This is a genomic window from Paracoccus aerodenitrificans (assembly GCF_027913215.1).
Classification (GTDB): domain Bacteria; phylum Pseudomonadota; class Alphaproteobacteria; order Rhodobacterales; family Rhodobacteraceae; genus Paracoccus; species Paracoccus aerodenitrificans.
In genome coordinates, this window is sequence record NZ_CP115784.1 from 1,252,283 (window position 1) to 1,278,120 (window position 25,838).

The window sequence follows — 25,838 nt, forward strand, 5'->3', positions numbered from 1 at the left end:
ATTCCTTTCTTGTCAGCCCGACGCCCCTTTCCGGCGCAGGCCTGTCAGCACTGCCGGCACGGGTTGCCCCTTGCCCACAGCGAACCCATCCGCCGCACGCATTTCGGCGACGAACAACTTCATGCAGCCGCCGCAATCGGCGCGCTTGCCGAGCGCGTGATAGATCTTGCCCGGCGTCACGATAGTATCAGGGTCCGCTGCCCGCATCCAGCCGACTGCCGCCTTAATATCGCGGCTTGAGATGTTCATGCAGTGGCAGACAATCATGACAAAAACCTTTGGGATTAATACCTTACTGGAAGACTGCGTTAGGGTTGTCGAGGCTGTCCGAGCCCTCGAACTCGATCTGGTTCAGACCCAGAGCAGCAACCGCCCGTTCGATATCCTTGGTCTGTGCGACAAGCGCATCGACGGCGGTCATGATGATTTTTTCACCCTCGGCGTTGCCGGGGGCCAGCATCTGGTCATAGGCCATGTCGCCATCGGCCTTGTCGCGAAGTGCGGTCAGCGCGGTCATGGTTTTTTCCAGACCGGCTTTCAGCGCGGTATCGACCTCGGCATCCTTTTCGGCGACCAGTTCCGACAGGGACGGTCCGCTGATTTCGGACCCGTCGACGCGGGTGTAATGGCCCAGATAGACATTCTGAATGCCGAGACCGTCATAATAATGGCTGTACTGCGTCTGGTCCGAGAAGCAGTCATGTTCTTCCTCGGGATCGTTCAGCATCAGGCCAAGCTTCATACGTTCGCCCGCCTGTTCGCCATAGGACAGGCTGCCCATGCCGGTCAGGATGGCGTTCAGCCCGGCCTGAGGATCGCCGGTCACGGCTGCGCGGGCCTCACCCTCTGCGGACCAGTTGGCGACCATTTCCTCAAGATCCGAGACCAGAAGATCGGCGGTGGCGGTCAGATATTGCGCACGGCGGTCGCAATTGCCGCCGGTGCAGCCCTCACCCTGGATATAGTCGGTATACGGACGCTCGCCCGCACCCGGTCCGGTGCCGTTCAGATCCTGACCCCACAGCAGAAATTCGATGGCGTGATAGCCCGAGGCGACATTCGCCTCGATCCCGCCTGCCTCATGCAACTGGCCGGAGATCAGTTCCGGGGTGATCTCGGTTGCGTCGATGGTTTCGCCCGACAGATCCAGCGAGGGATTGGCGATGACGTTAAGCTGCGCCAGTTCGTTATCTTCGGCGGAGGGGGTGTTTTCCGCGACATAGTCGATCAGCCCCTCATCCAGCGGCCAGGCGTTTACCCGGCCCTCCCAGTCATCGACGATGGGATTGCCGAAGCGATACGCCTCGGTCTGCTGATAGGGGACGCGGGCGGCGGTATAGGCCTCACGCGCGGCGGTCAGGGTGTCTTCCGAAGGGTTTTCGATCAGCGCCGCAATCGCGTCACGCAATGCCTGAGCGGTGGTCAGGCTGTCGCCATAAGCCGCTTCGGCGATGTCGGCATAATTCCCGACAACCTCCTCGGGGATGGCGGCACTGGCGGTCTGCGCCAGCAATGCAAGGGAAATCGCGGTCATCGTCGTGCGGATCATGTCTTCTCCAGAAACGTTGTGGATGTGCAGTTTCGCATATCCTGTCGGCGCTTATTCCCGATCATTTTTATCGGGAGCGCCTTGTAAGTCAAACTATTTCTCTCGGAAACTCTGCGCCAGCCTGCCGCAGCCCGGCCCGGATCAGGCTGAATTTTCGTCCAAAGCTGCCAAATCGCGGCAAAAACCGCCGACAGGGCGCTTGACGGGGGTGGCGACAATGTCAGAACTGGCGTTAACCGAATGGAGAGAAGCTTGAAGACCCGCGCCGCAGCCATGCCTTAAACCGGCAGGCAGCCAGAGATCATCCGGGTCGCTCCCGACAGTCCCGGGCGGGAATCGCGCCCGCACGCAGACATCAACAGAGAGGATCTGACAATGAAAAAAACGCTGACCCACCTCGCGGCGCTTGCCCTGACGACCGCCCTTGCAGCCCCCGCCCTCGCGCAGGATGCCGCGTGGCCAATCGAGCCGGTTCATGTCTATGTCGGCTTCCCCGCCGGGTCCTCTCCGGATCTGCTGGCGCGGATCATCACCGAGCCGCTTGCCGAAAGGCTGGGTCAGCCGGTTGTGGTGGAAAACAAGCCCGGCGCGGGCGGAGTGATCGGGATCCAGCAGATGCTGGCCAATGCGGATGACGGTCATGCGATCGGCACCTCGATCAACGGCCCGCTGACCACAGCGGCCCGGATGATGGGCGATACCGGATTCGATCCGCAGGCCGATATCGCCCCCATCGCCCTGATCGCCACCTCGCCGCTGGTTCTGGCTGTATCGGCCACAGCCGAGGCAGAGGATCTGGCCGGTTTCATCGAGCTTGCAAAGGCCGATCCCGGCGCGATGGCCTATGGCTCGGTCGGGCAGGGGTCAGGTGCTCATCTGACGGCGGAACTGTTCAACAGCGAAGCCGGGATCGAGATGCTGCATGTGCCCTTCACCGCCTATGCCGAGGTCACGACCTCGATCATGGGCGGAGAGATCGATGCGGGGTTTATGGCTCCCTCTGCCGCGCTGCCGCATGTCGAGGCCGGAAATATGAAAATGCTTGGCGTCACCTCGGCCGAGCCGTTCGGCCAGATCCCGGATGTGCCGGTGATTGCCGGAAATGCAGGGATGCCGGATGATTTCAAGGCGGAACTGTGGAATGCGTTCATCGCCCCTGCCGGGACCGATGCGGCGGTGATCGAGCGGCTCAACACCGAGATCAACGCCATCCTTGAAGATGAAGAGGTTCAGCAGAAATTGCTGGCGATGGGCTGGCAGGCCGCGGGCGGATCGGCCGAGGATCTGACGCAGCGCATCGCGGACGATACCGCCATGTGGGGCGCGGTGATCGACCGGATTGAGGCGCAGTAATCCGTCATGCAGCGGGACTGGCCGGATATCTGGGGCGGAGCGGTTCTGGCCGTGACCGGTCTTTGCGTGGCGATCTGGTCCGGTCTGCGGCTGGATTTCGGCACGTTGCGGGCGATGGGGCCGGGATTTTTCCCGACCGTTCTGGGCGTGGCGCTTGCCATGCTAGGCGTGGCTGTTGCTGTTCCGGCCCTGCGGCGCGGGGCCGAGCCGGTGCCGGTCCGCCTGGGCGATCTGGCGGCGGTGATCGCATCTATCCTCATCTTCGGTCTGGGGATGGAGTGGCTTGGCATGGTCCCGGCCTGTTTCATCGCCGTGCTGACAGCCTCGGTTCCCGCACCATGCAAGGGCTGGCTCTGGCGGCTGGTTCTGGCGGTCGCGGTGACTGCGGTCACCTTCGTTGTGTTTGAACTGGGCCTGCAAATGGGCCTGCCGGTCTGGCCGGGCCAATGACGGCTCTGGACGGGATCGCCTATGGGTTCGGCGTCGCCCTGCAACCGGGCGTACTGATCTATTGCTTGCTTGGCGTGACGCTTGGCACATTTATCGGCGTTTTGCCCGGGATCGGTGCGATGGCGGCGATCTCGCTGCTTCTGCCGATCACCTTCTATATCGCCCCCGAGGCCGCTCTGATTATGCTGGCCGGAGTCTATTACGGCGCACAATATGGTGGCGCGGTGGCCTCGATCCTGCTGCGCCTGCCGGGAACGCCGCAATCGGCGGTGACGACGCTGGACGGCTATCCTCTGGCGCGTCAGGGCAAGGCGGGCGTGGCGCTGTTCGTGTCGATGGTCTCGTCCTTCATCGGCTCGGTTCTGGGCATTATCGTGCTGGTCGTACTGGCAGGCTGGCTCAGCCGTGCGGCGACCGCGTTCGGTGCGGCGGATTATGCGGCGATGATGATCCTCGGTCTTGTCGCTGCCTCGACGATCGGGTCCGACCGCCCGATGAAGGGATTTGCGATGGTTGTGCTCGGCCTGATTCTGGGCTGTGTGGGGACCGATGTGAATTCCGGTGCGCAGCGTTTCACCTTCGGCCAGACCGAGCTGCTGGACGGTATCAACCTTGTCGCCCTTGCAATGGGTCTTTTCGGCGTGGCCGAGGTCGTCGGCAATATCCGCGATGCCGAGCGTCAGGGCGTGCCGGAAAAGGTCCGCTTCAGCCAGATGATGCCGACCCGCGAGGATCTGCTCAGGATGCCCCTGCCGATGCTGCGCGGCTCGACACTGGGGGCGTTTTTCGGTGCATTGCCGGGAACTGGATCGACCCTGTCCTCATTTCTCAGCTATGCGATGGAACAGCGCGTCTCGCGCCATCCCGAGCGCTTCGGCAAAGGTGCCATCGAGGGTATCGCCGCGCCCGAGGCCGCGAATAACGCCGCGTCGATCACCGCATTCGTACCGACATTGACGCTTGGCATTCCGGGCGATCCGATCATGGCGCTGATGCTGGGGGCATTGGTGATTCACGGCGTTCAGCCCGGCCCGCTGATGCTGGATGCCCGCCCCGAGATGTTCTGGGGCCTCGTTGTCAGTTTCGGTATCGGCAATCTGCTGCTGCTGATCCTGAACCTGCCGCTGATCGGCATATGGGTGTCGATGCTGCGCATCCCGTTCCGCTATCTGTATCCCGCGATCCTGATTTTCGTCTGTCTGGGAGTTTATTCCGTGCGCGAATCCGGCTTCGATATTGTCGTCGTGGCGGTGGTCGGCATTGCCGGTTATCTGATGGCTCTGGCGAAATTCAGCCCGGCGCTGCTTCTGCTTGGGTTCGTCCTGGGTCCGCTGATCGAGACCAATCTGCGCCGCGCATTGCTGATCTCTCGCGGTGACCCGATTGTGTTTCTTGAACGGCCCATCGCCTGCGGATTCGTTATCGGAACGCTTGTCCTGATCCTGCTGACGATCTGGCAGTCATGGCGTCGCCGAGCCAGAGCGCGGCAGGTGGCATGACCCGCTTTGCCGGTGGTTCTATCCGGGAGTCGAGTAAAGAAGTCTTGACCGTGTCGTGCTACTTTATTATAAATTTGGAACGTTCTAAATCGGGGAAGGGGAACCGACTATGAAATGGGGTCTGATCGGGGCGAGCTCTATCGCGGAAAACCGGATGATCGGGGCGTTTCGCGAAAGCGGGGATGAGATCATTGCCGTGCAAAGCTCGAATGCCGGACATGCCGCCGAGTTCGCCGCGCGGAATGACATCGCGCAGTCGGTGACGGATCTTCAGCAGCTTCTGGAACAGCCGGGGCTGGAAGCGGTGTATATCTCCTCGACGAACGAAAAGCATTTTGATCAGGCGATGGCGGCGATTGCAGCAGGCAAACATGTGCTGTGCGAAAAGCCACTGGCAATGACGATTTCCGATGCGGTCGGCATGGTCCGCGCCGCCGAAAAGGCGGGAACGGTCTTTGCCACGAATCATCACCTGCGCAATGCTGCCAGCCACCGGGCGATCAGGGATCTGATCCGTCAGGGCGCGATCGGAGAGGTGCTGAGTGCGCGGGTTTTCCATGCGGTAAACCTGCCCGAGGCGTTGCAGGGCTGGCGCATCGACAGCAAGGGGGCCGGGGGCGGTGTGATCCTGGATATCGTCGTGCACGATGCCGACACGATCCGCTTTCATCTGGGCGAGGGTCCTGAAGAGGTCACGGCAATGACCTCGACCGGACGGCTCGGGAAGGGTGTCGAGGATGGTGTCATGTCGGTCTGGACCATGCCATCGGGCATACTGGTCCAGACGCATGAAAGCTTTACCCACGCCCATGCCGGAACCGGGATCGAGTTTCATGGCACTGACGGGTCAATCTTCGCGCGTGGCGTCATGACGCAGAACCCGAACGGAGAGATCATCCTGCGCCGTGGCGGCGAGGCCACGCCGGTCAGTTTCCAGCCCGAGGATCTGTATCAGCGCGGCGTCCGCGCCTTTGGCGACGCGGTGCAGGGCAAGGGTCGTCCTGCGGCGGATGGGCGCGACGGGGTGGCGTCTCTGGCGGTGGCTCTGGCCGTGTCCGAGGCGGCAGAGACGGGTCAGCGTACCCGCGTGGATTACGGGGGATTCTGATGTCAAAGATCGTTTCGCCTGCCGATGCTGCCGCCCGGATCGCGGATAATGCGGTGATCTCGGTGTCCTCCTCATCGGCTTTGGGCTGTCCGGATGCGGTTCTGGCCGCCATCGGTACGCGTTTCGATGCCGAGGGCCATCCGCGTGATCTGACCACGCTGCATCCGATTGCGGCGGGCGATATGTATGGGGTCAAGGGTGTCGATCATATCGCGAAGGACGGCTTGTTAAGCAGGATTCTGGCGGGGTCCTATCCGTCCGGGCCGTCCTCTTTGCCGATGCCTGAGATCTGGCGCATGGTCGTGGAAAACCGGGTGGCAGCCTATAATGTGCCCTCGGGGATCCTGTTCGACATGAACCGCGATGCGGGCGCACGGCGTCCGGGCGTTCTGACCCGGGTCGGGCTGGACACATTCGTCGATCCGGTCCGCGAGGGCTGCGCGATGAATGACCGCGCCGCCTCCGAACCCATCGTGTTCCGGCAGGAATTCGGCGGGCAGACATGGCTGCATTTTCCGAATATCATCCCTGACGTGGCGATCATCCGGGCGACCACGGCGGATGAACACGGCAATCTGACCTATGAACATGAGGGCGCCTATCTGGGCGGTCTGGAACAGGCGATCACGGTGCGCAATCATGGCGGTCTGGTGATCGCGCAGGTCAAAAGAGTCACCGCGCGGGGCTCTCTGAGGCCGCATGACGTGCATGTCCCCGGCCATCTGGTCGATTTGATCGTCATTGCCGAAGATCAGCGCCAGACCACGGAAACCGACTATGATCCCGCGATTTCCGGCCAGATCATGCGCCCGTGGGACAGTTTCTCGCATGCCGAGCATGGCGTCGAAAAGATCATCGCCCGCCGCGCCGCGATGGAGCTGAGGCATGGCCAGACCGCCAATCTCGGCTTCGGCATCAGCGCGATGGTGCCGCGCATCCTGCTGGAAGCGGGGCATCCCGATGCGGTGACATGGGCCATCGAACAGGGCGCGGTCGGAGGCATGCCGCTGACCGGCTTCGCCTTTGGCTGTGCATCGAATGCGGATGCCTATGTTCCCTCGCCCCAGCAATTCACCTTCTTTCAGGGCGGCGGGTTCGATCTGTCCTTCCTCTCTTTCCTTGAGGTTGATACCGAGGGGAATGTGAATGTCTCGAAACTTAGCAAGAAGCCTTATCTGACAGCGGGTTGCGGCGGGTTTGTCGATATCACCGCCAATGCGCCGGAGATCGTCTTTTCGGGCTTCTTCGAAGCGGGGGCCGATCTGGACCTGACTGCCGAGGGGCTGCATGTGCGCAGCCCCGGCAAATTCACCAAGATGGTCGAGTCGGTGGAACATGTCACCTTCTCGGGCCGCCGTGCTGTCGAGACGGGGCAAAAGGTGCTGTATGTGACCGAACGCTGCGTGATCCGGCTGACTGCTGACGGGCTGATCGCCACCGAGATCATGCCGGGGATACAGCCGCAGCGCGATATCGCCGAGGCCTCTCAGGGACGCGTGAAGATCGCCGAAAACGCGGTCACCATGCCGAAATCCCTGCTGGCGGAAACCGCGATGGAGCTGCCCTTATGACCGCTTCCCTTGATCTGAAGGTCGAAGACGGGCTGGCCACGCTCAGCCTGAATAACCCCCGCCGGCTGAACGCCTTTACCCCGGAAATGCTGGACATGCTGGACCGGCATTGCGCCTCGCTCGATACCGATCCGGCGGTGCATTGCGTGATTCTGCGCGGAGAGGGCGAGCGTGCCTTCTGCGCCGGGGCCGATATCAAGGCATGGTCGGTGCTGCCGCCCTTCGATTTCGCCCGTGACTGGGTGCGCGGCGGGCATCGCATCTTCGACCGTCTGGCTCGGCTGTCGAAACCGAGCATCGCGGTGATCCATGCTCATGCCTTTGGCGGCGGTCTGGAACTGGCCGTGTGCTGCGATATCCGGGTCATGGCGCCGGATGCGACTTTGGCGCTGCCGGAGGCCCAGATCGGCATCGTGCCCGGCTGGTCCGGTACGCAGCGGCTTGCCCGGCTGATCCCGGTGCCGGTGCTGAAGGAGATGGCGATTTTCGGGCGGCGGATCGACGCGCAGCGGGCGCTGTCTCTTGGGCTGGTTGCCGAAATCTCGGACGATCCGCTGAGTGCAGCCCGTTCCATCGCGGCAAAGCTGCAGGATGCCTCTCCCCGCGCCGCCGAGGTTGCAAAATACATGATCCACGCCGCCACTGGAGAGGATCGCGACGCGATGATCGAGGCGCTTGGCAGCGGCATGATCGCTGCCTCCGACGACAAGGCCGAAGGCGTCGCCGCTTTCGCCGAGAAACGCAAACCCGCATTCCCGGGGACATGACATGACCGAATTGACCGTAATTCCGGCAGCGAATGCCGAACTTCCCGAACCGCGCCGCAATCGCCATCTTATCAATGGCGAATGGCAGGACAGCGCCGATGGGGCGCAGTTTGAACGGCTCTCCCCCTCGCATCTGGTGAAGGCGAGCCTGTCGGCCAGGGCCGGACGGACCGAGACCGATGCCGCCATTGCCGCCGCACGCGCTGCATTCGATGACGGCAAATGGCGCGGCATGCCGGGCAAGGACCGCGCCACGCTGCTGAACCGCGTGGCGGACCTGATCGACGCCAATCGCGAGCGTATCGCGCTGATCGAGGTGCTGGAATCCGGCAAGCCCATCGCGCAGGCAAGGGGTGAGATCGAAGGCGCGGCCGATCTGTGGCGCTTCGCTGCCTCGCTGGCGCGGACCGTGCATGGCGAAAGCCATAACAACCTCGGCACCGAGATGCTTGGCGTGGTGCTGAAGGAACCGATCGGCGTTGCCGCGATCATCACGCCGTGGAATTTCCCGTTCCTGATCGTCAGCCAGAAACTGCCCTTCGCGCTTGCCGCGGGCTGCACGGCGGTTGTGAAACCCTCGGAAATGACGCCCTCGACAACGGTTATCCTCGGTGAGTTGCTGATCGAGGCCGGTGTGCCCGCAGGTGTGGTGAATATCGTCCTGGGCTTCGGCGATCCGGTCGGCGAGATGATGTCATCCGATCCGCGCGTGGATATGGTCAGCTTCACCGGCTCGACCGGAGTGGGCAAGCGGATCGTGGCGGCGGCCTCGGGGACGCTGAAAAAGGTCTCGCTGGAACTGGGCGGGAAAAACCCTCAGGTGATTTTCCCGGATGCCGATCTTGATGCGGCGGCGGATGCCATCGTCTTCGGGGTATATTTCAACATGGGTGAATGCTGTAACTCCGGCAGCAGGATCATTGTGCACGAAGATATTGCCCGCGCGTTGCTGGAAAAGGTGAATGCGCTTTCGGCGCGTGTCCCGTTCGGCGATCCGCTGGATGAGCGCACTCAGGTCGGTGCGATTATCTCGGATGAGCATCAGCGGAAAATCGACGCCTATGTGAAACAGGCCGAGCAGGCCGGAGCGCGGGTCGAGATCGGCGGCGCGTCTTTGGGCGTGCCCGGGCTGGAGGGGCGTTTCTATCAACCGACCGTGATTTCGGGGGTGACGCCTGACATGGCGATTGCCCGTGAAGAAGTGTTCGGTCCCGTCCTGTCGGTCCTCACCTTCACCGAAGAGGCAGAGGCGATCCGGCTGGCGAATGACGCAGCCTATGGCCTTTCCGCCGGGGTCTGGAGCGAAAATATCCATACCTGCCTGAATTTCGCCCGGAATGTTCAGGCAGGCACGGTCTGGACGAATACCTGGATGGACGGTTTCGCCGAAATGCCGTTTGGCGGGGTTAAGGAAAGCGGTCAGGGGCGCGAACTCGGGCGCTACGGGCTTGAAGAATATCTGGAAGTCAAAACTATCCAGTTGCGCGTTGCGCGTGGACGGTCATTCTGGGTGCGTGACAGGTAACCATCGCAATGTTAGCGATAGAGATGTTAGCGATAGAATAGACGCAAAAGGGAGGAAACCATGCGTTTGAAACTGAAACTGGCCGGAACGGCTGCGGTGGCGCTCGGGCTGACGGCAAGTGCTGTAAGCGCGGCCGATGTCGAGGTGCAGCACTGGTGGACCGCCGGTGGTGAGGCTGCGGCGCTGAATGTGCTGAAGGAAAATCTGGAAGCTCAGGGAATCGGCTGGCAGGACATGCCCGTCGCCGGGGGCGGCGGTGAGGCCGCGATGACCGCGCTGCGGGCGCGTGTAACCTCGGGCAACCCGCCGACTGCCGTGCAGATGCTGGGTTTCGACATTCTCGACTGGGTCGATCAGGGCGATGTTCTGGCCGATCTGAACGAAGCCGCCGAGGCCGAGAACTGGGATGAGGTCATCCCGGAAGCGATCCAGAAATTCTCGAAGCCGAACGGCAACTGGATTGCGGCGCCGGTCAATGTTCACTCGACCAACTGGGTCTGGGCGAACAAGGCCATGCTGGACGAACTGGGAATCGCGCAGCCGACCACCTGGGACGAATTCATCGCCGCCCTTCAGACGGTGAAGGATTCGGGCAAGGTCGCTCTGGCGCATGGCGGTCAGCCCTGGCAGGAAGCGACGATTTTCGACAGCGCCGTGCTGGCCTCTGGCGGGCCGGAATTCTATCAGGCCTCGATGATCGATCTCGACCCTGAGGCGCTGAACTCGCCCGAGATGGTCGACGCGTTCAACAAGATGGGCCAGCTTCGTGAATTCGTGGACGAGAATTTCTCGGGCCGCGACTGGAACCTCGCCTCGGCGATGGTGATCAATGACGAGGCCGCCTTCCAGATCATGGGCGACTGGGCCAAGGGCGAATTCCTGCGCGCCGATATGGTGCCGGGCGAGGATTTCCTGTGTTTCCGCGTGCCGGGAACGGAGGGCGTCGTGACCTTCAACAGCGACCAGTTCGTCATGTTCCGTCAGGACGACGAAGAGGCCCGCGCGGCTCAGCTTGCAATGGCGAAAGCGGCCGAATCGCCCGAGTTCCAGGCGGCGTTCAATCAGGTGAAGGGCTCGGTTCCTGCGCGGACCGACGTGTCGGCTGACGGGTTCGACGCCTGCGGACAGCAGGGCATGAAGGATCTGGCCGCTGCATCCGAAAACGGCACGCTGCTTGGCTCGATGGGGCATGGCCATGCCAACCCCGCCTCGGTCAAGAACGCGATGTATGACGTGATCACCGCGCATTTCAACGGCGAGTACAGCAGCGAGGAAGCTGCCGAGGAACTGCTCAACGCCGTAGAAGGCGCGATGTAAGCGGCTCTCCCTGCGCGGCGGCTGTCATGGCCGCCGCGACAAGGCTGACTGACCCGTGTAATCGTTCTTGAAGGGGGAGGAACCTCAATGGCCCGGTCCGACCGCGCGCCACAGGATCTGCGCACCGTTCTGCAGAACTGGCTGCCGAAGATTGTCCTGTCGCCATCGCTCGCAGCGATGCTGATTTTCGTCTATGGATTCATTGCCTATACGATCTATCTGTCCTTCACCGGCAGCAAGATGCTGCCCAGCTATGATCTGGTCGGGTTCGAAAACTACGCCCGGCTGTTCGGCCTGTCCGCCTGGACGACGGCGCTGATCAATCTGGCGATCTTTGCGACGCTGTATATCGTCATCTGCATCGTGATCGGGCTGGTTCTGGCGATCTTTCTCGACCAGAAGATCCGGGGCGAGGGGATGCTGCGCCCGATCTATCTCTACCCGATGGCGCTGAGCTTCATCGTGACCGGGACGGCGTGGAAATGGCTGCTGGATCCGGGGATCGGGCTGGAAAACACAATGCATCTCTGGGGCTGGGAAAGCTTCGAGTTCGGCTGGATCAAGGATCGTGACATGGCGATCTATACGCTGGTCATCGCGGCGGTCTGGCAAAGCTCGGGTTTCGTCATGGCGATGTTCCTCGCCGGGCTGCGCGGCATCGACAATGAGATGCTGAAAGCCGCCCAGATCGACGGGGCCTCGAACTGGAACCTTTACCGGCGCATCGTGATCCCGCTGCTGCGGCCCGCTTTTCTGTCGGCCTTTGTGATCCTCGCGCATCTGGCGATCAAATCCTATGACCTTGTGATTGCCCTGACCGGAGGCGGTCCGGGCCGCGCGACCGAGCTGCCCGCGACTTTCATGTACAGCTACACCTTCACCCGCAACCAGATGGGCGTCGGTGCTGCTTCGGCGGTGATCATGCTGATGGGGATCGCGGCGATCATGGTGCCTTACGTCTATGCCGAACTGAAGGAGCAGAAGTGATGTCGATGGGCGCTCAGGACCAGGCCATCCGCACCGGCCGCATCACACGCATGTTCATCTATGTCGTGCTGATCTTCTTCGCTTTGTTCTATCTGCTGCCGTTCTTCATCATGATGATCAACTCGGTCAAACCGCTGGAGGAGATTACCGGCGGCAACATGATGGCATTGCCAAGCGAATATACCTTCGCACCGTGGGTCTCCGCCTGGGGCAGCGCCCAGATCGGGGTCGAGGCGACCGGGCTGAAGCCCTATTTCATGAACTCGATCCTGATGGTGGTGCCCGCCGTGGCGATCTCGACCGTGCTGGGGGCGATGAACGGCTATATTCTGACGAAATGGCAGTTCCGCGGATCGAATATCTTGTTCGGGCTGATGCTGTTTTCCTGCTTCATTCCGTTCCAGATCGTGCTGATCCCGATGGCGCGGGTTATGGGGACCATCGGGCTGGCGGGCACGACCTCGGGTCTGATCCTTGTTCATGTGGTTTACGGGATCGGGTTTTCGACCCTGTATTTCCGCAATTACTACGCCGCCTTCCCGACCGAACTGGTCCGCGCGGCAATGATGGACGGGGCAGGGTTCTTCCGCATTTTCTGGCGGATCATGCTGCCCGTGTCAGGTCCGATCGCGGTGGTCTGCATCATCTGGCAGTTCACAAATATCTGGAACGACTTCCTGTTCGGCGCGTCCTTCGCCGACCTGGATTCCATGCCGATGACCGTGGCGCTGAACAACCTCGTAAACAGCTCCACCGGCGTCAAAGCCTATAATGTCGATTTCGCCGGCGCGATCCTGGCAGCACTTCCAACGCTGCTCGTTTATATCGTCGCGGGCCGCTATTTCGTGCGCGGTCTGATGGCCGGCTCAGTGAAGGGATAACGCGATGCCGTTTCTGAATATAGACAACGTCACAAAATCCTACGGCAATGTCGAAGTGCTGCACCGCGTCGATATCGGCGTCGAAGAGGGTGAGTTTCTGGTCCTTGTCGGGCCGTCCGGTTGCGGGAAATCCACCCTGCTGAACATGATCGCGGGGCTGGAGAACATCACCAGTGGCGAGATCTCGATCAAGGACCGGGTGGTGAATGACGTGCACCCCTCCAAGCGCAATATCGCGATGGTGTTTCAAAGCTACGCACTCTACCCGAACATGACCGTCGGCGGCAACATCACCTTCGGGATGGAGATGCACGGCATCCCCAAGCCCGAGCGTGAGAAGAAGCTGGATGAAGTCGCGAAGCTTCTGCAGATCGATCACCTGCTGGACCGCAAGCCCGGCCAGCTTTCGGGCGGTCAGCGGCAGCGTGTGGCGATGGGCCGGGCGCTGACCCGCGACCCGGATGTGTTCCTGTTCGATGAGCCGCTGTCCAACCTCGATGCAAAGCTGCGCGTCGATATGCGCACCGAGATCAAGAAGCTGCATCAGCGGCTGAAAAGCACCATCGTTTATGTGACCCATGACCAGATCGAGGCGCTGACCCTGTCCACCCGCATCGCGGTAATGAACAAGGGCTATGTCCAGCAGCTTGGCACGCCGAAGGAAATCTATGACCAGCCTGCGAATATGTTCGTGGCGGGTTTCATGGGCAGCCCTTCGATGAACCTTCTGCCTGCGGTTCTGCGTGAGGCCGATGGCGAGCTGGCGGCCGAGCTGAAGGATGCGCAGGGTCAGCCGGTGCAGTTGAAACTGTCTCAGAACGGCGAGGCGTTCCGCAGCTTCCTCGGGCGCGATGTGGTTCTGGGGATCCGGCCCGAAGCGATCACCGATGCGGATGGGGTGGACCGGAATGCGCGGAATACGCAGGGTCTGCGCAATATGGTCAGCGTGACGGAACCGGCGGGATCGGATACCTTCGTCGAGACGGAACTGTCCGGCAAGCCCTGCATCGCGCGAATGCGGGCGGATGTGGATGTCCATGCCGGGCAGCCTTTCGATTTCGTGGTGAATCTGGATAAGGCGGTTGTGTTCGATCCCGAAACGGAAAACCGGATCGGGGGCTAGATGGACGCGGATCTTGTCATTATCGGATCGGGGATGGGCGGCGCCACGCTTGCCGCCGCTCTGGCCCCCTCGGGCAAGCGCATCCTCGTCATCGAGGCCGGAGAGCGTTTGCAGGACAGTCCCGATGCCCGCGACGGATATGCGATTCACGGGCGCGGCGTGTTCCGTCCGGATGAGACCTGGCTGGACGGGCAGGGCGACGCGTTCAGCCCCGGCAATTTCTATTATGTCGGCGGGAACTCGAAATTCTACGGCGCGGTGCTGCTGCGCTACCGTGAGGCGGATTTCAGCCCGATCCGGCATATTGGCGGCACGACGCCGGGCTGGCCTGTTTCTTATGCCGAGATAGAGACATGGTATCAGGCTGCGGAACAGATGTACCGGGTCCGGGGCAACGCCTCGGACGATCCGACCGAGCCGCCCCATTCCGGCAGCTATCCCTTCCCGTCGGTTCCCGATGAACCCGAAATCGCCGATCTGCGCACCCGCCTGCGCCGGATCGGGCTACATCCCTCATATCTGCCCTTGGGGGTTGATCTTGATCGTTGGTTGGAACGTGCCAATACCGGATGGGACGGCTATCCCGACACGAATGGCGGCAAGATGGATGCCGAGACGATCGGCATGGCCGAGGCATTGCGGCACCCGAATGTGACCCTGCTGACCGGCACTCGGGCGGAGTTGCTGGAATGCGGCACTGACGGGCGGATCGGAGCGGTGCGTGTCACCGGCCCGGAGGGTCCGGGGCGGATCGAAGCGCCGCTCTTCGCGCTTGCCGCCGGGGCGGTGAATACGGCCGCGCTGCTGCTGCGCTCGGCGGATGAGGAGCATCCGGTCGGGCTGGCGAACCGCTCGGATCAGCTTGGCCGGAATTTCATGAACCATAATTGCTCGGCGGTACTGGCGATCCACCCGTTCCGGCGCAATCGCAGCATCTATCAGAAAACGCTGATGGTGAATGATTTCTACGAAACCGGAGGCCCGCAGGGCGAGCCTCTGGGCAATATCCAGATGCTGGGACGCGTCACCGGCCCGATCCTTGCCGCCGGATCGGGCCTGCCGCTGCCACTGGCGCGGATTATCTCGTCCCGTGCGCTGGATCTTTACGCTATGTCAGAGGATCTGCCCGATCCCGAAAGCCGCGTCACCCTTCGGGGCGACCGGATCGTGCTGGACTGGAAACGGTCGAACTGGGATGCGCATCTGGCGCTTGTCGCGCGGCTGAAAAGCGAATTGCGGCGGGCGGGCTATCCTCTGGTGCTGTCGAAACCCTTCGATCGCCGGACCCCCTCGCATCAATGCGGGACCGCGAGGATGGGCCGCGATCCGGGCAGCAGCGTGACGGATATCTATGGGCGGACGCATGATCATCCAAACCTGTTCATCACAGATGCAAGCATTCTGCCGACCTCGGCGGCGGTCAATCCAGCGCTGACCATTGCCGCGCTGTCCTTGCGGGCGGCGGATCACATCAGCGGAAAGGACTGGGCATGAGCGGCGTTGCCCTGATCACTGGCGGTCAGCAGGGGATCGGTCTGGGGATCGCGACCGCGCTGCGCGATGCGGGCTGGCGGCTGGCGATTGCCGCCGAACAGCCCCCCGAAGCGGTGCGCGACGCGATGAGCGCCCTGCCGGAAGCGCGTTATTATCAGCATGATCTGGCGGAGATCGACACGATCTCCTCCCTGCTGGATGCGGTCGAGGCGGATCTGGGGCCTGTGACCGCGCTGATCTGCAATGCCGGAGTACCGGCGCGGATACGCGGCGACATGCTGGAGATGCTGCCTGAAAATTTCGACTGGACGATGAATATCAACCTGCGCGGCAATTTCTTTCTTGCTCAGCAGGTCGCCCGGCGGATGCTGGCGCGGCCAGGCGGGGAATATCGCGCGATCATCTTCGTTACTTCGGTCAGCGCCGAAATGGTCTCGGTCGAGCGTGCCGAATATTGCATGTCGAAAGCCGGAGCGTCGATGATGGCAAAGCTGTTCGCGGCGCGTCTGGCGGGCGACAATATCGGCGTATTCGAACTGCGTCCGGGGATTGTCGAAACCCCGATGACGGCGGCGGTTTCAGGGAAATACGACGCGCTGATCGCAGGCGGGCTGGTGCCTGCGGGGCGGTGGGGGAAACCTGCCGATATCGGGCGTGTGGTGCTGCCGCTGCTGCGCGGCGAGATGGCGTTTTCAACGGGCAGCGTGATTGCCGTGGATGGCGGATTGTCCATCCCAAGACTTTGAGGGGAGGCCGGACATGGCCGAAGGTTACGATTTCATTATCATCGGAGGCGGCAGCGCGGGCTGCGTGCTGGCCAACCGGCTGAGCGAGAACCCGGATGCAAGCGTCCTGCTGATCGAGGCCGGGCCGCGTCCGCGCCACCCGTTCTATGCCATGCCCGCCGGTTTCGCGAAAATGACCAAGGGCATCGGAAGCTGGGGCTGGTCCACCGTGCCGCAGAAACACATGAGGGACCGGGTGATCCGCTTTACGCAGGCGCGGGTTCTGGGCGGCGGCTCCAGCGTGAATGCACAGATCTATACGCGCGGCAACGCTCTGGATTACGATGAATGGCGGCAGATGGGCTGCGAGGGCTGGTCCTATGAGGATGTGCTGCCCTATTTTCGCAAATCCGAGGATAACGACACTTACGACAATGAATTCCACGGGCAGGGCGGACCGCTTGGCGTGTCGAAACCCGCCGCCCCGCTGCCGGTATGCGAGGCCTATTTCAAGGCCGCCAGCCAGCTTGGCATTCCCTTCAACGAGGATATGACCGGGGCCGAACAGGCCGGGGTCGGCTATTATCAACTGACCCAGAAACATGCGCGGCGGTCCTCGACCTCGGTGGCGTTTCTTGATCCGGCGCGGGGGCGTCCGAATCTGACGGTGATGTCCGGGACGCAGGTTCTGGGCATCGTGGTCGAAAACAACCGCGCCACCGGCATCAGGATCGCGGACGGCTCCGGGGTCCGGCAGATCGGTGCTGCAAACGAGGTCATTCTGTCTTCCGGCGCAATCGGCTCTCCGCGATTGCTGATGCTGTCGGGGATCGGGCCGGGGGATCACCTGCGCGAGACCGGGCTGGATGTGGTCTTGGACCAGCCCGAGATCGGTGCGAATCTTCAGGATCACCTCGATCTGTTCACCATCTGGGAATGCAGCGGCCCGCACAGCTATGACCGTTTCGCGAAGCCGCATCTCTCGGTTCTGGCCGGGCTGCAATATCTGCTGACCCGCAAGGGCCCGGTGGCCTCCAGCCTGTTCGAGACGGGCGGGTTCTGGTTCGTGGAAGAGGGCGCACGCTCTCCTGATGTGCAATTCCATCTGGGTCTCGGCTCGGGGATTGAAGCGGGTGTCGCGGCGATGCCGGATGGCGGTCTGACGCTGAACTCGGCCTATCTGAGGCCGCGTTCGCGCGGGACGGTCCGGCTGGCAAGCGCCGATCCCAAGGCCGCGCCGCTGATCGACCCGAATTACTGGGCCGATCCGCATGATCGCGAGATGTCGATCCGTGGCCTGCAACTGGTCCGCCAGATCATGTCGCAGGATGCGCTGAAACCCTTCCTGACCCGCGAGGTCCTGCCGGGGCCGGAGATCCGGACCGAGCAGGAGCTTTTCGAACATGCCTGCGCCAATGCCAAGACCGACCACCACCCGGCGGGCACATGCCGGATGGGGGCGGATTCGGGCGCGGTGCTCGATCCGCGTCTGCGATTTAACGGGATCAGCGGGCTGCGCGTGGCCGATGCCTCGGTTATGCCCCGTCTGGTTTCCTCGAACACCAATGCGCCGGTTATCATGATCGCGGAGAAAGCCGCCGACATGATCCGGGCCGATCATGGAGTCTGACCGATGAAACTGCCCTTGCCCGATGGTACATTACAGGAATTCCGATTCTCGAAAGAACCACTGACGCCCCGCGCCCCGGGTCGTGCGTTCAGCCGCACGGCTTTCGCCGCCGCCCATATCGCCAGCGATCCGCTGGCCGAGCGCGATCCCTGGACCGGACCTCCGGCGGTGGACTGGGAGGCGACACTGGCGTTTCGCCGCAGCCTCTGGGATCAGGGTCTGGGACTGGCCGAGGCGATGGATACGGCGCAGCGCGGCATGGGCGTGGACTGGGAAACGGCGCTTGAACTGATCCGGCGCACGATGGCCGAGGCGAAGGCGCACCCCCTGAAGCCGCGTGTCGCCTGTGGTGCGGGAACGGATCACAAAACGCCAGAGGAACTGCCGGATACCGCATCCATCATCGCCGCCTATGAGCATCAGATGGCCTGCATCGAGGATGCAGGCGGGCAGCTTATCCTGATGGCGACGCGGGCGCTGCCTGCGATCGGCGCGGGGCCGGATGAGTATCGTCAGGTCTATGACCGGCTGATCGGACAGGCCCGCGATCCGGTCATCCTGCACTGGCTGGGAGATATGTTCGACCCGGCGTTGCGCGGATATTGGGCCTGTCAGGATATCGCCGCCGCCTCGGACGCCGTGCTGGCGCTGATCGAGGCGCATGCGGGCAAGGTGGACGGGATCAAGATATCGCTTCTCGACCAACAGCATGAGGAATCGTTCCGCGCAAGGCTGCCCGAGGGCGTGAAGCTGTATACCGGAGACGATTTCAACTATGCGGCGCTGATCGCCGGGGATGGCCAGCATCATTCCCATGCGCTTCTCGGGGCGTTCGCGGCGATTGCTCCGGCCGCCGCGCAGGCGCTTGAAGCGCTCGCAGCCGGGGACAGGGCAGGCTATGATGCGCTCATGACGCCGACGATTCCCCTTTCCCGCGAAATTTTCCGGGCGCCAACGCGCTTCTACAAGGCGGGGATCGCCTTTCTGGCCTGGCTGAACGGAATGCAGACGCATTTCATCATGCCTGCCGGGTTCCAGTCCTCGCGCCCGATCCTGCATTATGCCGATCTGTTCCGGCTGGCGGCGGATGCGGGTCTGTTGCACGATGCTGATCTGGCATCGGCCCGGATGCGCAATCTGATGGCGGTTCACGGCATCGGGGAATGAAGCGCAGGCCGACCATTCTCGATGTGGCCGAGGCTGCGGGCGTGTCGAAATCGACCGTCTCGCTGGTGCTTCAGGGCAGCGATCTGGTCCGGGATGAAACCGCCCGGACCGTGCGCGAGGCGATGGCTGCGGTCGGTTATGTCTATAACCGGGCCGCCGCGAATTTGCGCTCGGCCTCGACGGGGCTGGTCGGTCTGGTCATCAACGATCTGCGTAACCCGTTCTTCACCGAGCTTGCGACCACCATGCAGATGCGGCTTGCCGATGCGGGTTTCGCCACGGTGATCGGCAATGCAGATGAGGACCCGCTGCGGCAGGAACAGCTTGTGCGCTCGATGCTGGAACATGGGGTTGCGGGGCTGGTGATCTCGCCCAGTTTCGGCGATCCGGGAAGTGTCACCGATCAGATCCTGACGGCGGGCGTGCCTGCCATGCAGCTTCTGCGCAGGCTGGAGGGAAGCGAGGGCCGGCTGCCCTTCGCGTCCTTCGACTATACGGATGGAGGCCGCCTTGCCACACGGCATCTGCTGGATCAGGGCCTGCGCCGCATCGCCTTTGTCGGCGGAGCGCCCGGGCGGCAGATCACCAAGGAACGTGCCTCGGGCTATCTCGAACAGATGCACGCCGCCGGGCTGACTCCGCTGACGCTGCATGGCCCGACCAGTCGGCGCAGCGGGTTCGATTCTGCTGCAGAGTTGCCGCCCGAAACCGAAGCGGTTCTGTGTTTCAACGATCTGGTGGCATTGGGGCTGATGAACGGGCTTGCCCATGCCGGGCGGCGTGTGGGGCAGGATATCCGTCTGGTCGGCTTCGACGATATCGCCGAATGCGCCGAGGTCTGGCCCGCTTTGTCCTCGGTCAGTTGCGATATCGCGCGGTTTGGCGATGATATGGCAAGACGATTGCTAAGCTGGCTTGACACCGGCGCGGCACCGCCAAACGAAACCCGTGCGCCCGTCGGGCTTGTGGTCCGGCAATCCAGCCTCGGAGGCAACCATGAATGAGCGTGAGATCCTGAATGCCCTTTTCGCGCGGGCCGTCGCCGTCGCTGATCCGATGCGTTTCATCGCCCCGAACCTGCCCGAGCGCCCTGCCGGGCGTGTGCTGGTGGTCGGGGCGGGGAAAGCCTCGGCGCGGATGGCCGAAGCGGTCGAGGCGGAATGGGGACCCTGCGAGGGGCTTGTGATCACGCGTTACGGCTATGGCCGCCCGACACAGGGAATCGAGATTGCCGAGGCCGCGCATCCCGTGCCCGATCAGGCCGGGGTGGATGCGACGCAGAGATTGCTTGATCTGCTTGGCGGGCTGGAACCGGACGATCTGGTCCTGATGCTGATCTCGGGCGGAGCCTCGGCGCTGCTCTGCGCCCCGGCCGGAGAGATGACGCTGGCCGAGAAACAGGCGGTGAATGCCGCGCTGCTGGCATCGGGAGCGCCGATCGGCAAGATGAATGTGCTGCGCAAGCATCTCAGCCGGGTGAAGGGCGGCCAGCTTGCCGCTGCGGCGGCACCTGCGCGTGTGCTGTCGCTGATGATCTCGGATGTGCCGGGCGACGATCCGGCGATGATCGGATCGGGGCCGACAATCGGCGATCCGACCACGGCAGAGGATGCGCTGGCAATCGTCAATCGCTGGCGGATCGGGTTGCCCGACAGCGCGAAACGGGTCCTTGACGGCGACACCGGCGTGATCGCGCCGGGCGATCCCCGGCTTGCGAAGGTCGAAAACCGCATTGTCGCCGCGCCTGCGCAATCCCTTGCCGCTGCCGCCACCGTGGCGCAGGGGAACGGCATTGCCACGCTGCTTCTCGGCGACGATCTGGACGGTGAGGCACGAGAGGTTGCTGCCGCGCATGCCGCTTTGGCGTTGAAGCTTCAGGCAGAGATGTCACCCGGCGATAATCCGATGGTCGTCCTGTCGGGCGGAGAACTGACCGTGACCCGACGCGGAGACGGTGTGGGCGGGCCGAATGCGGAATATGCACTGGCGCTTGCGCTGTCTCTGAACGGGGCGAAGGGGATCCACGCGATTGCCTGCGATACGGACGGGGTGGACGGCGCGGCAGAGGTGGCGGGCGCGGTCATTGCCCCCGACACTCTGGACCGCGCGGTATCGGCAGGGCTGGACGCGGCGAAGGCGCTTGCGGAAAACGACGCGCACAGCTTTTTCGGTGCGTTGGGCGATCAGGTCGTGACCGGGCCGACCCTGACCAATGTGAACGATTTCCGCGCCATCCTCATTCACCCGGCATAGGGCTTTCGGCGGCGCTGCCTGTCTTGCGCGGCGGGGCACGCAGCGGACCCGACATGCTGCGGATCGCGACATAGAAGCTTGGCACCATGAAGATGCCGATAAAGGTCGCGGCGATCATCCCGCCCATAACCCCGATCCCGATCGAGTTCTGCGCCGCTGCACCCGCCCCGCTTGCCGTCGCCAGAGGCACGACGCCAAGGATGAAGGCCAGAGAGGTCATCAGGATCGGGCGCAGCCGCAGCCGTGCGGCCTCGGTCGCGGCGGCGATGGTGGACCGGCCCTCCAGCTCCAGCACGCGGGCGAATTCGACGATCAGAATCGCGTTCTTGGCGGCCAGCCCGATTGTCGTCAGGATACCGACCTTGAAATAGACATCGTTCGACTGCCCGAAGATCAGCGCCGCCAGAACCGCGCCCAGAACCCCCACCGGCACGGCCAGAATAACCGCCATCGGCACGGTCCAGCTTTCATAGATCGCCGCAAGGGACAGGAACACTACAAGCGCCGACAGCGCATAAAGATAAGGCGCCTGATTGCCCGATTGCCGTTCCTGATAGGAAAGTTCGGTCCAGGCCACACCGAACCCGCCGGGCAGTTCGGCGACAAGTTCCTCCATCGCGTCGAGCGCCTCGCCCGAGCTGGTCCCCGGTGCCGCCTCGCCGGAAATCGAGATCGCATCCGTGCCTTCGAACCGTTGCAGACGCGGGGCGACCGGTTCCCAGCGATAGCTGCTGAAGGCGCTGAACGGGACCATCTCACCATCGGCATTCCGCGCATACCATGCTTCCAGATCCTCTGGCTGCATCCGATAGGCGGCATCGCCCTGTACGATGACCGGGCGCAGCGTCGCGCCAAGCGAGAAATCATTCACCTCGCGTCCCGAAAAGATGATCGACAACATGCCGTTCACTTCGGAGAGACGCAGCCCCAGAGCCTCGGCCCTCTGCGCGTCGATATCCAGACGCAGTGCGGCGTCGTCCTCATCTCCGCGGCCCCGGACATTGGTCAGGCGCGGATCGGCCTCTGCCGCCGCTTCCAGTTGGGACGATGCCGCCCGCAGCCCCTCGATCCCCTGTCCGGTCTGGTCGATCAGGAACATATCGAACCCGGCCTGATCGCCGAGACCCTGAATCGCGGGAGGCTGAAGGAAGTTGATCTGACCGGCGCGGTTATCCGCGAATCGCTGATTGGCCCGAAGCGCCAGTGCCGAGGCGGACATATCCGGATCGCCGCGCTCTTCGAAATCCTTCAGGCGGACGAATAGCATCGCGCGGCTCTGGCTGCTGCCGCCGAAGCCCCAGCCAAGAGCGCCGAAAATCGATTCGACGGCGGGTTCCTCATTCAGAAGATATGCCTCGATCTCTTCGATCACCGCCTCGGTCTGCTGTGCGGTCGATCCTTCGGACAGACGCACCTGCACCATCATCACGCCCTGATCCTCGGTCGGCAGAAAGGTCGAGCTGAGCCGGCCGAAAAGCTGCCACGCCCCCGCGCCGATCAGCGCCAGTATCAGAAGCGCCATCAGGGGACGGCGCAGCAACCGGCCGATGATCGCCGCATAGCCATTCGCCAGCCGGTCGAAATTGCGGTTGAACCAGCGGGCCGGGGCAAAGCCGATCTCGCCCCGATGCGGGCGCAGCATGGTGGCGGTTTGCGCGGGTGTCAGGATCAGCGCGGCCAGCAGGGACAGGCCCATCGCGGTGATGATCGTGACCGAAAACTGCCGATAGACCACCCCGGTGGAGCCCGCCATGAAGGCCATCGGCAGAAACACGGCAGACAGCACCGCTGCGATGCCGATCAGCGCCCCCGAGATCTGCCGCATGGATTTCTCGGTCGCCTCGACCGGGCCGATTCCGTCCTGTGCCATCACACGCTCGACATTCTCGACCACCACGATGGCGTCATCGACCAGCAGGCCGATGGCCAGCACCATCGCGAACATGGTCAGCGTGTTGATCGAATAGCCAAGCGCACCCAGAACTGCGAATGTCCCCAGCAGAACCACCGGCACCACGATCACCGGGATGATCGTCGCCCGCCAGCGTTGCAGAAAGATCAGGATCACGCCGACAACCAGAACGATCGCCTCGATCAGGGTTTCGTAGACTTTCTCGATCGACAATTCGACAAAGGGAGAGGTGTCATAGGCCACGCGCAACTCAACCCCTTCGGGCAAAGCATCGTTCAGGCTGGCCAGCACCTCGCGGACGCCCCGTGCCGTGTCCACCGCATTCGCGCCGGTCTCAAGATTGACGCCGAACCCGGCGGCGTTCATACCGTTGAAGCGGCTGTCGGAACCGTAACGCTCCTTGCCGATCTCGATATCCGCGACATCGCCAAGCCAGACCGTTGATCCGTCCCGGGCAGTGCGCAGCAGGATGCGGCGGAAATCATCGACATTCTCAAGCTGGCTCTGCGCGGTGATGGTCGAGGTGAATTGCTGCCCCGGCAGCACCGGCTGATCGCCAAGCGACCCCACCGATACGGTCGAGTTCTGTGCCGCCACGGCCGAGGTGATATCCGTCGGCAGCAGGTTATATTGCGCCAGCCGGAACGGATCCAGCCAGATCCGCATCGCATAGCCCGAGCCGAACACGTTGATCTCACCCACGCCATCGACGCGCTTGACGGGGCCTTCGACGATTTCCTCCAGCATATTGCCCAGTTCAACCGTCGAATAGCTGTTATCGGTCGAGACCAGAGACCCGACCATCAGGATCGATGACGAGGACCGAGAGACTCGCACCCCGTCATCCTGCACCGGCGTCGGCAGACGCGATTCCACGCTGCGCACATTCGATTGCACATCGTTCAGCGCGTCGGTCGGATCGACCGAGTCGTCGAAGGTCAGTTCCAGCGATGATCGCCCCTGAGATGAGCTGGATTCGAAATACATCATCCCGTCAATCCCGGTCAGCGAATCCTCGATGGGGGTCGTGACAGAGTTCTGCACCGCCTCGGCGGTTGCTCCGGGATAGCTGGCGCTGATGCGGATCGTGGTCGGGGCGATATCGGGATATTGAGAAACCGGCAGGCCGAACAGGCTGAATATCCCCGCCAGCATGGTCACAATCGCCAGCACCCAGGCGAAAACCGGACGGTGGATGAAGAACTGCCCCATCGCCTCAGCCGCCTGTCTGCGCTGCGCCGTTTGCGGGCGCAGGGGGCGCAGCACTGCCTTCGGCCAGTTCCGCGGGGTCGCCATCCGCCTGCGCCGAGGCTTCCTCATCGCTGGCTTCGGCAGCCATATCGCCGATTTCGCGCACCACCCCGTCCGCGTCGATGGTCACCGGAACCGTGGTCACCTCGGCCCCGTCGCGCAGATCGTCCAGACCGTCGAGGATCAACGCATCGCCCTCGGTCAGGCCTTCAGTGACGATCCAGGCATTTTCATGGGTGCCCTGTTCCGTCAGCAGAACCTGCTCGGCACGGCCATTGCGGGCGACGAAGGCCGTCAGATCGCCGCTGGCGGCGCGGCTTGTGGCGCGTTGCGGCACAAGAAAAGCGTTCATGCTGCCAATGGTCAGCGTCACCCGGACGAACTGGCCGGGCAGAATGCGGCGGTCGGGATTGGGAAAGCGGACACGGATCGGGACCGTCCCGGTCGTGGCCGACACCTGAACCGAGGGGCTCAGCATCCGTCCCGGCTGATCGTAGCTTTCGCCGGTTTCCAGAACCAGCCGCGCATCGGGTTCGGTTTCCGGGCGTTGCAGGATGCCCTCGGCGATATTGCGCTGCGCCCGCAGGACAAGCGCACGCGATTGCAGCACATCGACATAGATCGGGTCGATCTGCGCGACATAGGTCAGCGGCTCGCTCTGGCCGGTGCTGACGATATCGCCAACGCTGAACGGAGTGACCGCGACCACGCCGCGTATCGGGCTGGTGATCTGGGTCCGCTCAAGCGCCAGCCGGGCCAGATCGCGCTGCGCACGCGCCGCGCCAAGCTGAGCCTCGGCGGCGGCAAGTTCCACCTCTGCCACCTCGACCTCTGCAAGGCTGACCCCCGAGCCGCTGAGCCTGCGATACCGCGTCAGCGTCGCCTCGGCCCCCGCCAAAGCCGCCTGCGCCGAGGCAACGGCGACATCCTGCGCGGTCAGCTCGGCGGCGAGGGTCTCGTCCTGAATTGTGAACAGCAGCGTCCCGGGCTCGACTTCGGTGCCGGCCTCATAGGGGATCTCGGTAATCTCGCCGCCCACGCGCGGTCGGATCGCGGCAAGCTGATATGCGACGGCGCGGCCCGGCAATTCGACCGTCACCGGCACATCGCCGCGATTCATCGGTGTAACCCCGACCTCTGTCGGCCCCGAGGGCGCCTGCATCATCTGCGCAAAGCCGGGCGTTGCAGCCGCGGTCACGCCGAAAACTGACAAAAACGCCCAGATGACTGCGCGGCGGGTCCGGTTGGGCTGGCGATTGCTTGGCATGAAATTACC

21 protein-coding genes are annotated in these 25,838 nt (G+C 63.0%); 17 read left to right on the forward strand and 4 right to left on the reverse strand.

Annotation, left to right across the window (positions count from 1 at the left end; translation table 11 throughout):
* Nucleotides 1-12: 12 nt before the first annotated feature.
* Both PAE61_RS07670 and PAE61_RS07675 read right to left on the reverse strand, forming a co-directional pair.
* Nucleotides 13-267 carry a (2Fe-2S)-binding protein gene (locus PAE61_RS07670; protein WP_271114723.1) on the reverse strand — a complete coding sequence of 85 codons (255 nt, stop codon included), beginning with the start codon at nucleotides 265-267 and terminating at the stop codon, nucleotides 13-15.
* Between the two features lie 25 nt (nucleotides 268-292).
* A complete protein-coding gene (locus tag PAE61_RS07675) occupies nucleotides 293-1,549 on the reverse strand; it encodes an imelysin family protein (protein ID WP_434803113.1) in 1,257 nt (418 codons plus the stop codon).
* A 375-nt stretch (nucleotides 1,550-1,924) separates the two neighbouring features.
* On the opposite strand from PAE61_RS07675, the gene PAE61_RS07680 reads away from it, so the two are divergent.
* The 17 genes from PAE61_RS07680 to PAE61_RS07760 all read left to right on the forward strand — a co-directional run bounded on the left by PAE61_RS07680 (nucleotide 1,925) and on the right by PAE61_RS07760 (nucleotide 21,399).
* A complete protein-coding gene (locus PAE61_RS07680; protein ID WP_271114724.1) occupies nucleotides 1,925-2,902 on the forward strand; it encodes a Bug family tripartite tricarboxylate transporter substrate binding protein in 978 nt (325 codons plus the stop codon).
* 6 nt (nucleotides 2,903-2,908) lie between these two features.
* Nucleotides 2,909-3,352, forward strand: coding sequence for a tripartite tricarboxylate transporter TctB family protein (locus tag PAE61_RS07685; RefSeq protein ID WP_271114725.1), 444 nt, complete (start codon nucleotides 2,909-2,911; stop codon nucleotides 3,350-3,352).
* Entirely contained in the window at nucleotides 3,349-4,851 is a 1,503-nt protein-coding gene (locus tag PAE61_RS07690; RefSeq protein ID WP_271114726.1) for a tripartite tricarboxylate transporter permease, read from the forward strand. Before PAE61_RS07685 ends, PAE61_RS07690 begins: the two co-directional genes overlap by 4 nt.
* Before the next feature lie 109 nt (nucleotides 4,852-4,960).
* Nucleotides 4,961-5,959, forward strand: a complete 999-nt coding sequence (locus tag PAE61_RS07695) for a Gfo/Idh/MocA family protein (RefSeq protein ID WP_271114727.1) — start codon at nucleotides 4,961-4,963, stop codon at nucleotides 5,957-5,959.
* Nucleotides 5,959-7,530: an acyl CoA:acetate/3-ketoacid CoA transferase gene (locus PAE61_RS07700; RefSeq protein WP_271114728.1), complete on the forward strand. Its 1,572-nt coding sequence runs from the start codon at nucleotides 5,959-5,961 to the stop codon at nucleotides 7,528-7,530. Before PAE61_RS07695 ends, PAE61_RS07700 begins: the two co-directional genes overlap by 1 nt.
* On the forward strand, nucleotides 7,527-8,297 hold the full coding sequence (locus tag PAE61_RS07705) for an enoyl-CoA hydratase/isomerase family protein (protein WP_271114729.1): 771 nt from the start codon (nucleotides 7,527-7,529) through the stop codon (nucleotides 8,295-8,297). Before PAE61_RS07700 ends, PAE61_RS07705 begins: the two co-directional genes overlap by 4 nt.
* A 1-nt stretch (nucleotide 8,298) precedes the next feature.
* Complete coding sequence (locus tag PAE61_RS07710; RefSeq protein WP_271114730.1) at nucleotides 8,299-9,822, forward strand: aldehyde dehydrogenase family protein; 1,524 nt, start codon at nucleotides 8,299-8,301, stop codon at nucleotides 9,820-9,822.
* Between the two features lie 60 nt (nucleotides 9,823-9,882).
* Nucleotides 9,883-11,139 carry an ABC transporter substrate-binding protein gene (locus PAE61_RS07715; RefSeq protein WP_271114731.1) on the forward strand — a complete coding sequence of 419 codons (1,257 nt, stop codon included), beginning with the start codon at nucleotides 9,883-9,885 and terminating at the stop codon, nucleotides 11,137-11,139.
* An 87-nt stretch (nucleotides 11,140-11,226) separates the two neighbouring features.
* Nucleotides 11,227-12,126 carry a carbohydrate ABC transporter permease gene (locus PAE61_RS07720; protein ID WP_271114732.1) on the forward strand — a complete coding sequence of 300 codons (900 nt, stop codon included), beginning with the start codon at nucleotides 11,227-11,229 and terminating at the stop codon, nucleotides 12,124-12,126.
* Nucleotides 12,126-13,007, forward strand: coding sequence for a carbohydrate ABC transporter permease (locus PAE61_RS07725; protein ID WP_271114733.1), 882 nt, complete (start codon nucleotides 12,126-12,128; stop codon nucleotides 13,005-13,007). The genes PAE61_RS07720 and PAE61_RS07725 overlap by 1 nt, the downstream gene beginning before the upstream one ends.
* A gap of 4 nt (nucleotides 13,008-13,011) precedes the next feature.
* Complete coding sequence (locus PAE61_RS07730; protein WP_271114734.1) at nucleotides 13,012-14,130, forward strand: ABC transporter ATP-binding protein; 1,119 nt, start codon at nucleotides 13,012-13,014, stop codon at nucleotides 14,128-14,130.
* Nucleotides 14,131-15,624 (forward strand): FAD-dependent oxidoreductase, encoded by a 1,494-nt coding sequence (locus tag PAE61_RS07735; protein WP_271114735.1) that lies wholly within the window; start codon nucleotides 14,131-14,133, stop codon nucleotides 15,622-15,624.
* Nucleotides 15,621-16,370, forward strand: coding sequence for a 3-ketoacyl-ACP reductase (locus PAE61_RS07740; RefSeq protein ID WP_271114736.1), 750 nt, complete (start codon nucleotides 15,621-15,623; stop codon nucleotides 16,368-16,370). Before PAE61_RS07735 ends, PAE61_RS07740 begins: the two co-directional genes overlap by 4 nt.
* A 13-nt stretch (nucleotides 16,371-16,383) precedes the next feature.
* Nucleotides 16,384-17,979, forward strand: coding sequence for a GMC family oxidoreductase (locus PAE61_RS07745; RefSeq protein WP_271114737.1), 1,596 nt, complete (start codon nucleotides 16,384-16,386; stop codon nucleotides 17,977-17,979).
* Between the two features lie 3 nt (nucleotides 17,980-17,982).
* A complete protein-coding gene (locus PAE61_RS07750) occupies nucleotides 17,983-19,146 on the forward strand; it encodes a dihydrodipicolinate synthase family protein (protein WP_271114738.1) in 1,164 nt (387 codons plus the stop codon).
* Nucleotides 19,143-20,150 (forward strand): LacI family DNA-binding transcriptional regulator, encoded by a 1,008-nt coding sequence (locus tag PAE61_RS07755; protein ID WP_271114739.1) that lies wholly within the window; start codon nucleotides 19,143-19,145, stop codon nucleotides 20,148-20,150. The genes PAE61_RS07750 and PAE61_RS07755 overlap by 4 nt, the downstream gene beginning before the upstream one ends.
* Complete coding sequence (locus PAE61_RS07760; protein WP_271114740.1) at nucleotides 20,143-21,399, forward strand: glycerate kinase type-2 family protein; 1,257 nt, start codon at nucleotides 20,143-20,145, stop codon at nucleotides 21,397-21,399. Before PAE61_RS07755 ends, PAE61_RS07760 begins: the two co-directional genes overlap by 8 nt.
* Here the strand turns inward: PAE61_RS07760 and PAE61_RS07765 are convergent.
* Nucleotides 21,383-24,523, reverse strand: coding sequence for a multidrug efflux RND transporter permease subunit (locus PAE61_RS07765; RefSeq protein WP_271115111.1), 3,141 nt, complete (start codon nucleotides 24,521-24,523; stop codon nucleotides 21,383-21,385). The genes PAE61_RS07760 and PAE61_RS07765 overlap by 17 nt on opposite strands.
* A 4-nt stretch (nucleotides 24,524-24,527) precedes the next feature.
* A complete protein-coding gene (locus tag PAE61_RS07770; RefSeq protein ID WP_271114741.1) occupies nucleotides 24,528-25,829 on the reverse strand; it encodes an efflux RND transporter periplasmic adaptor subunit in 1,302 nt (433 codons plus the stop codon).
* Nucleotides 25,830-25,838: the final 9 nt, after the last annotated feature.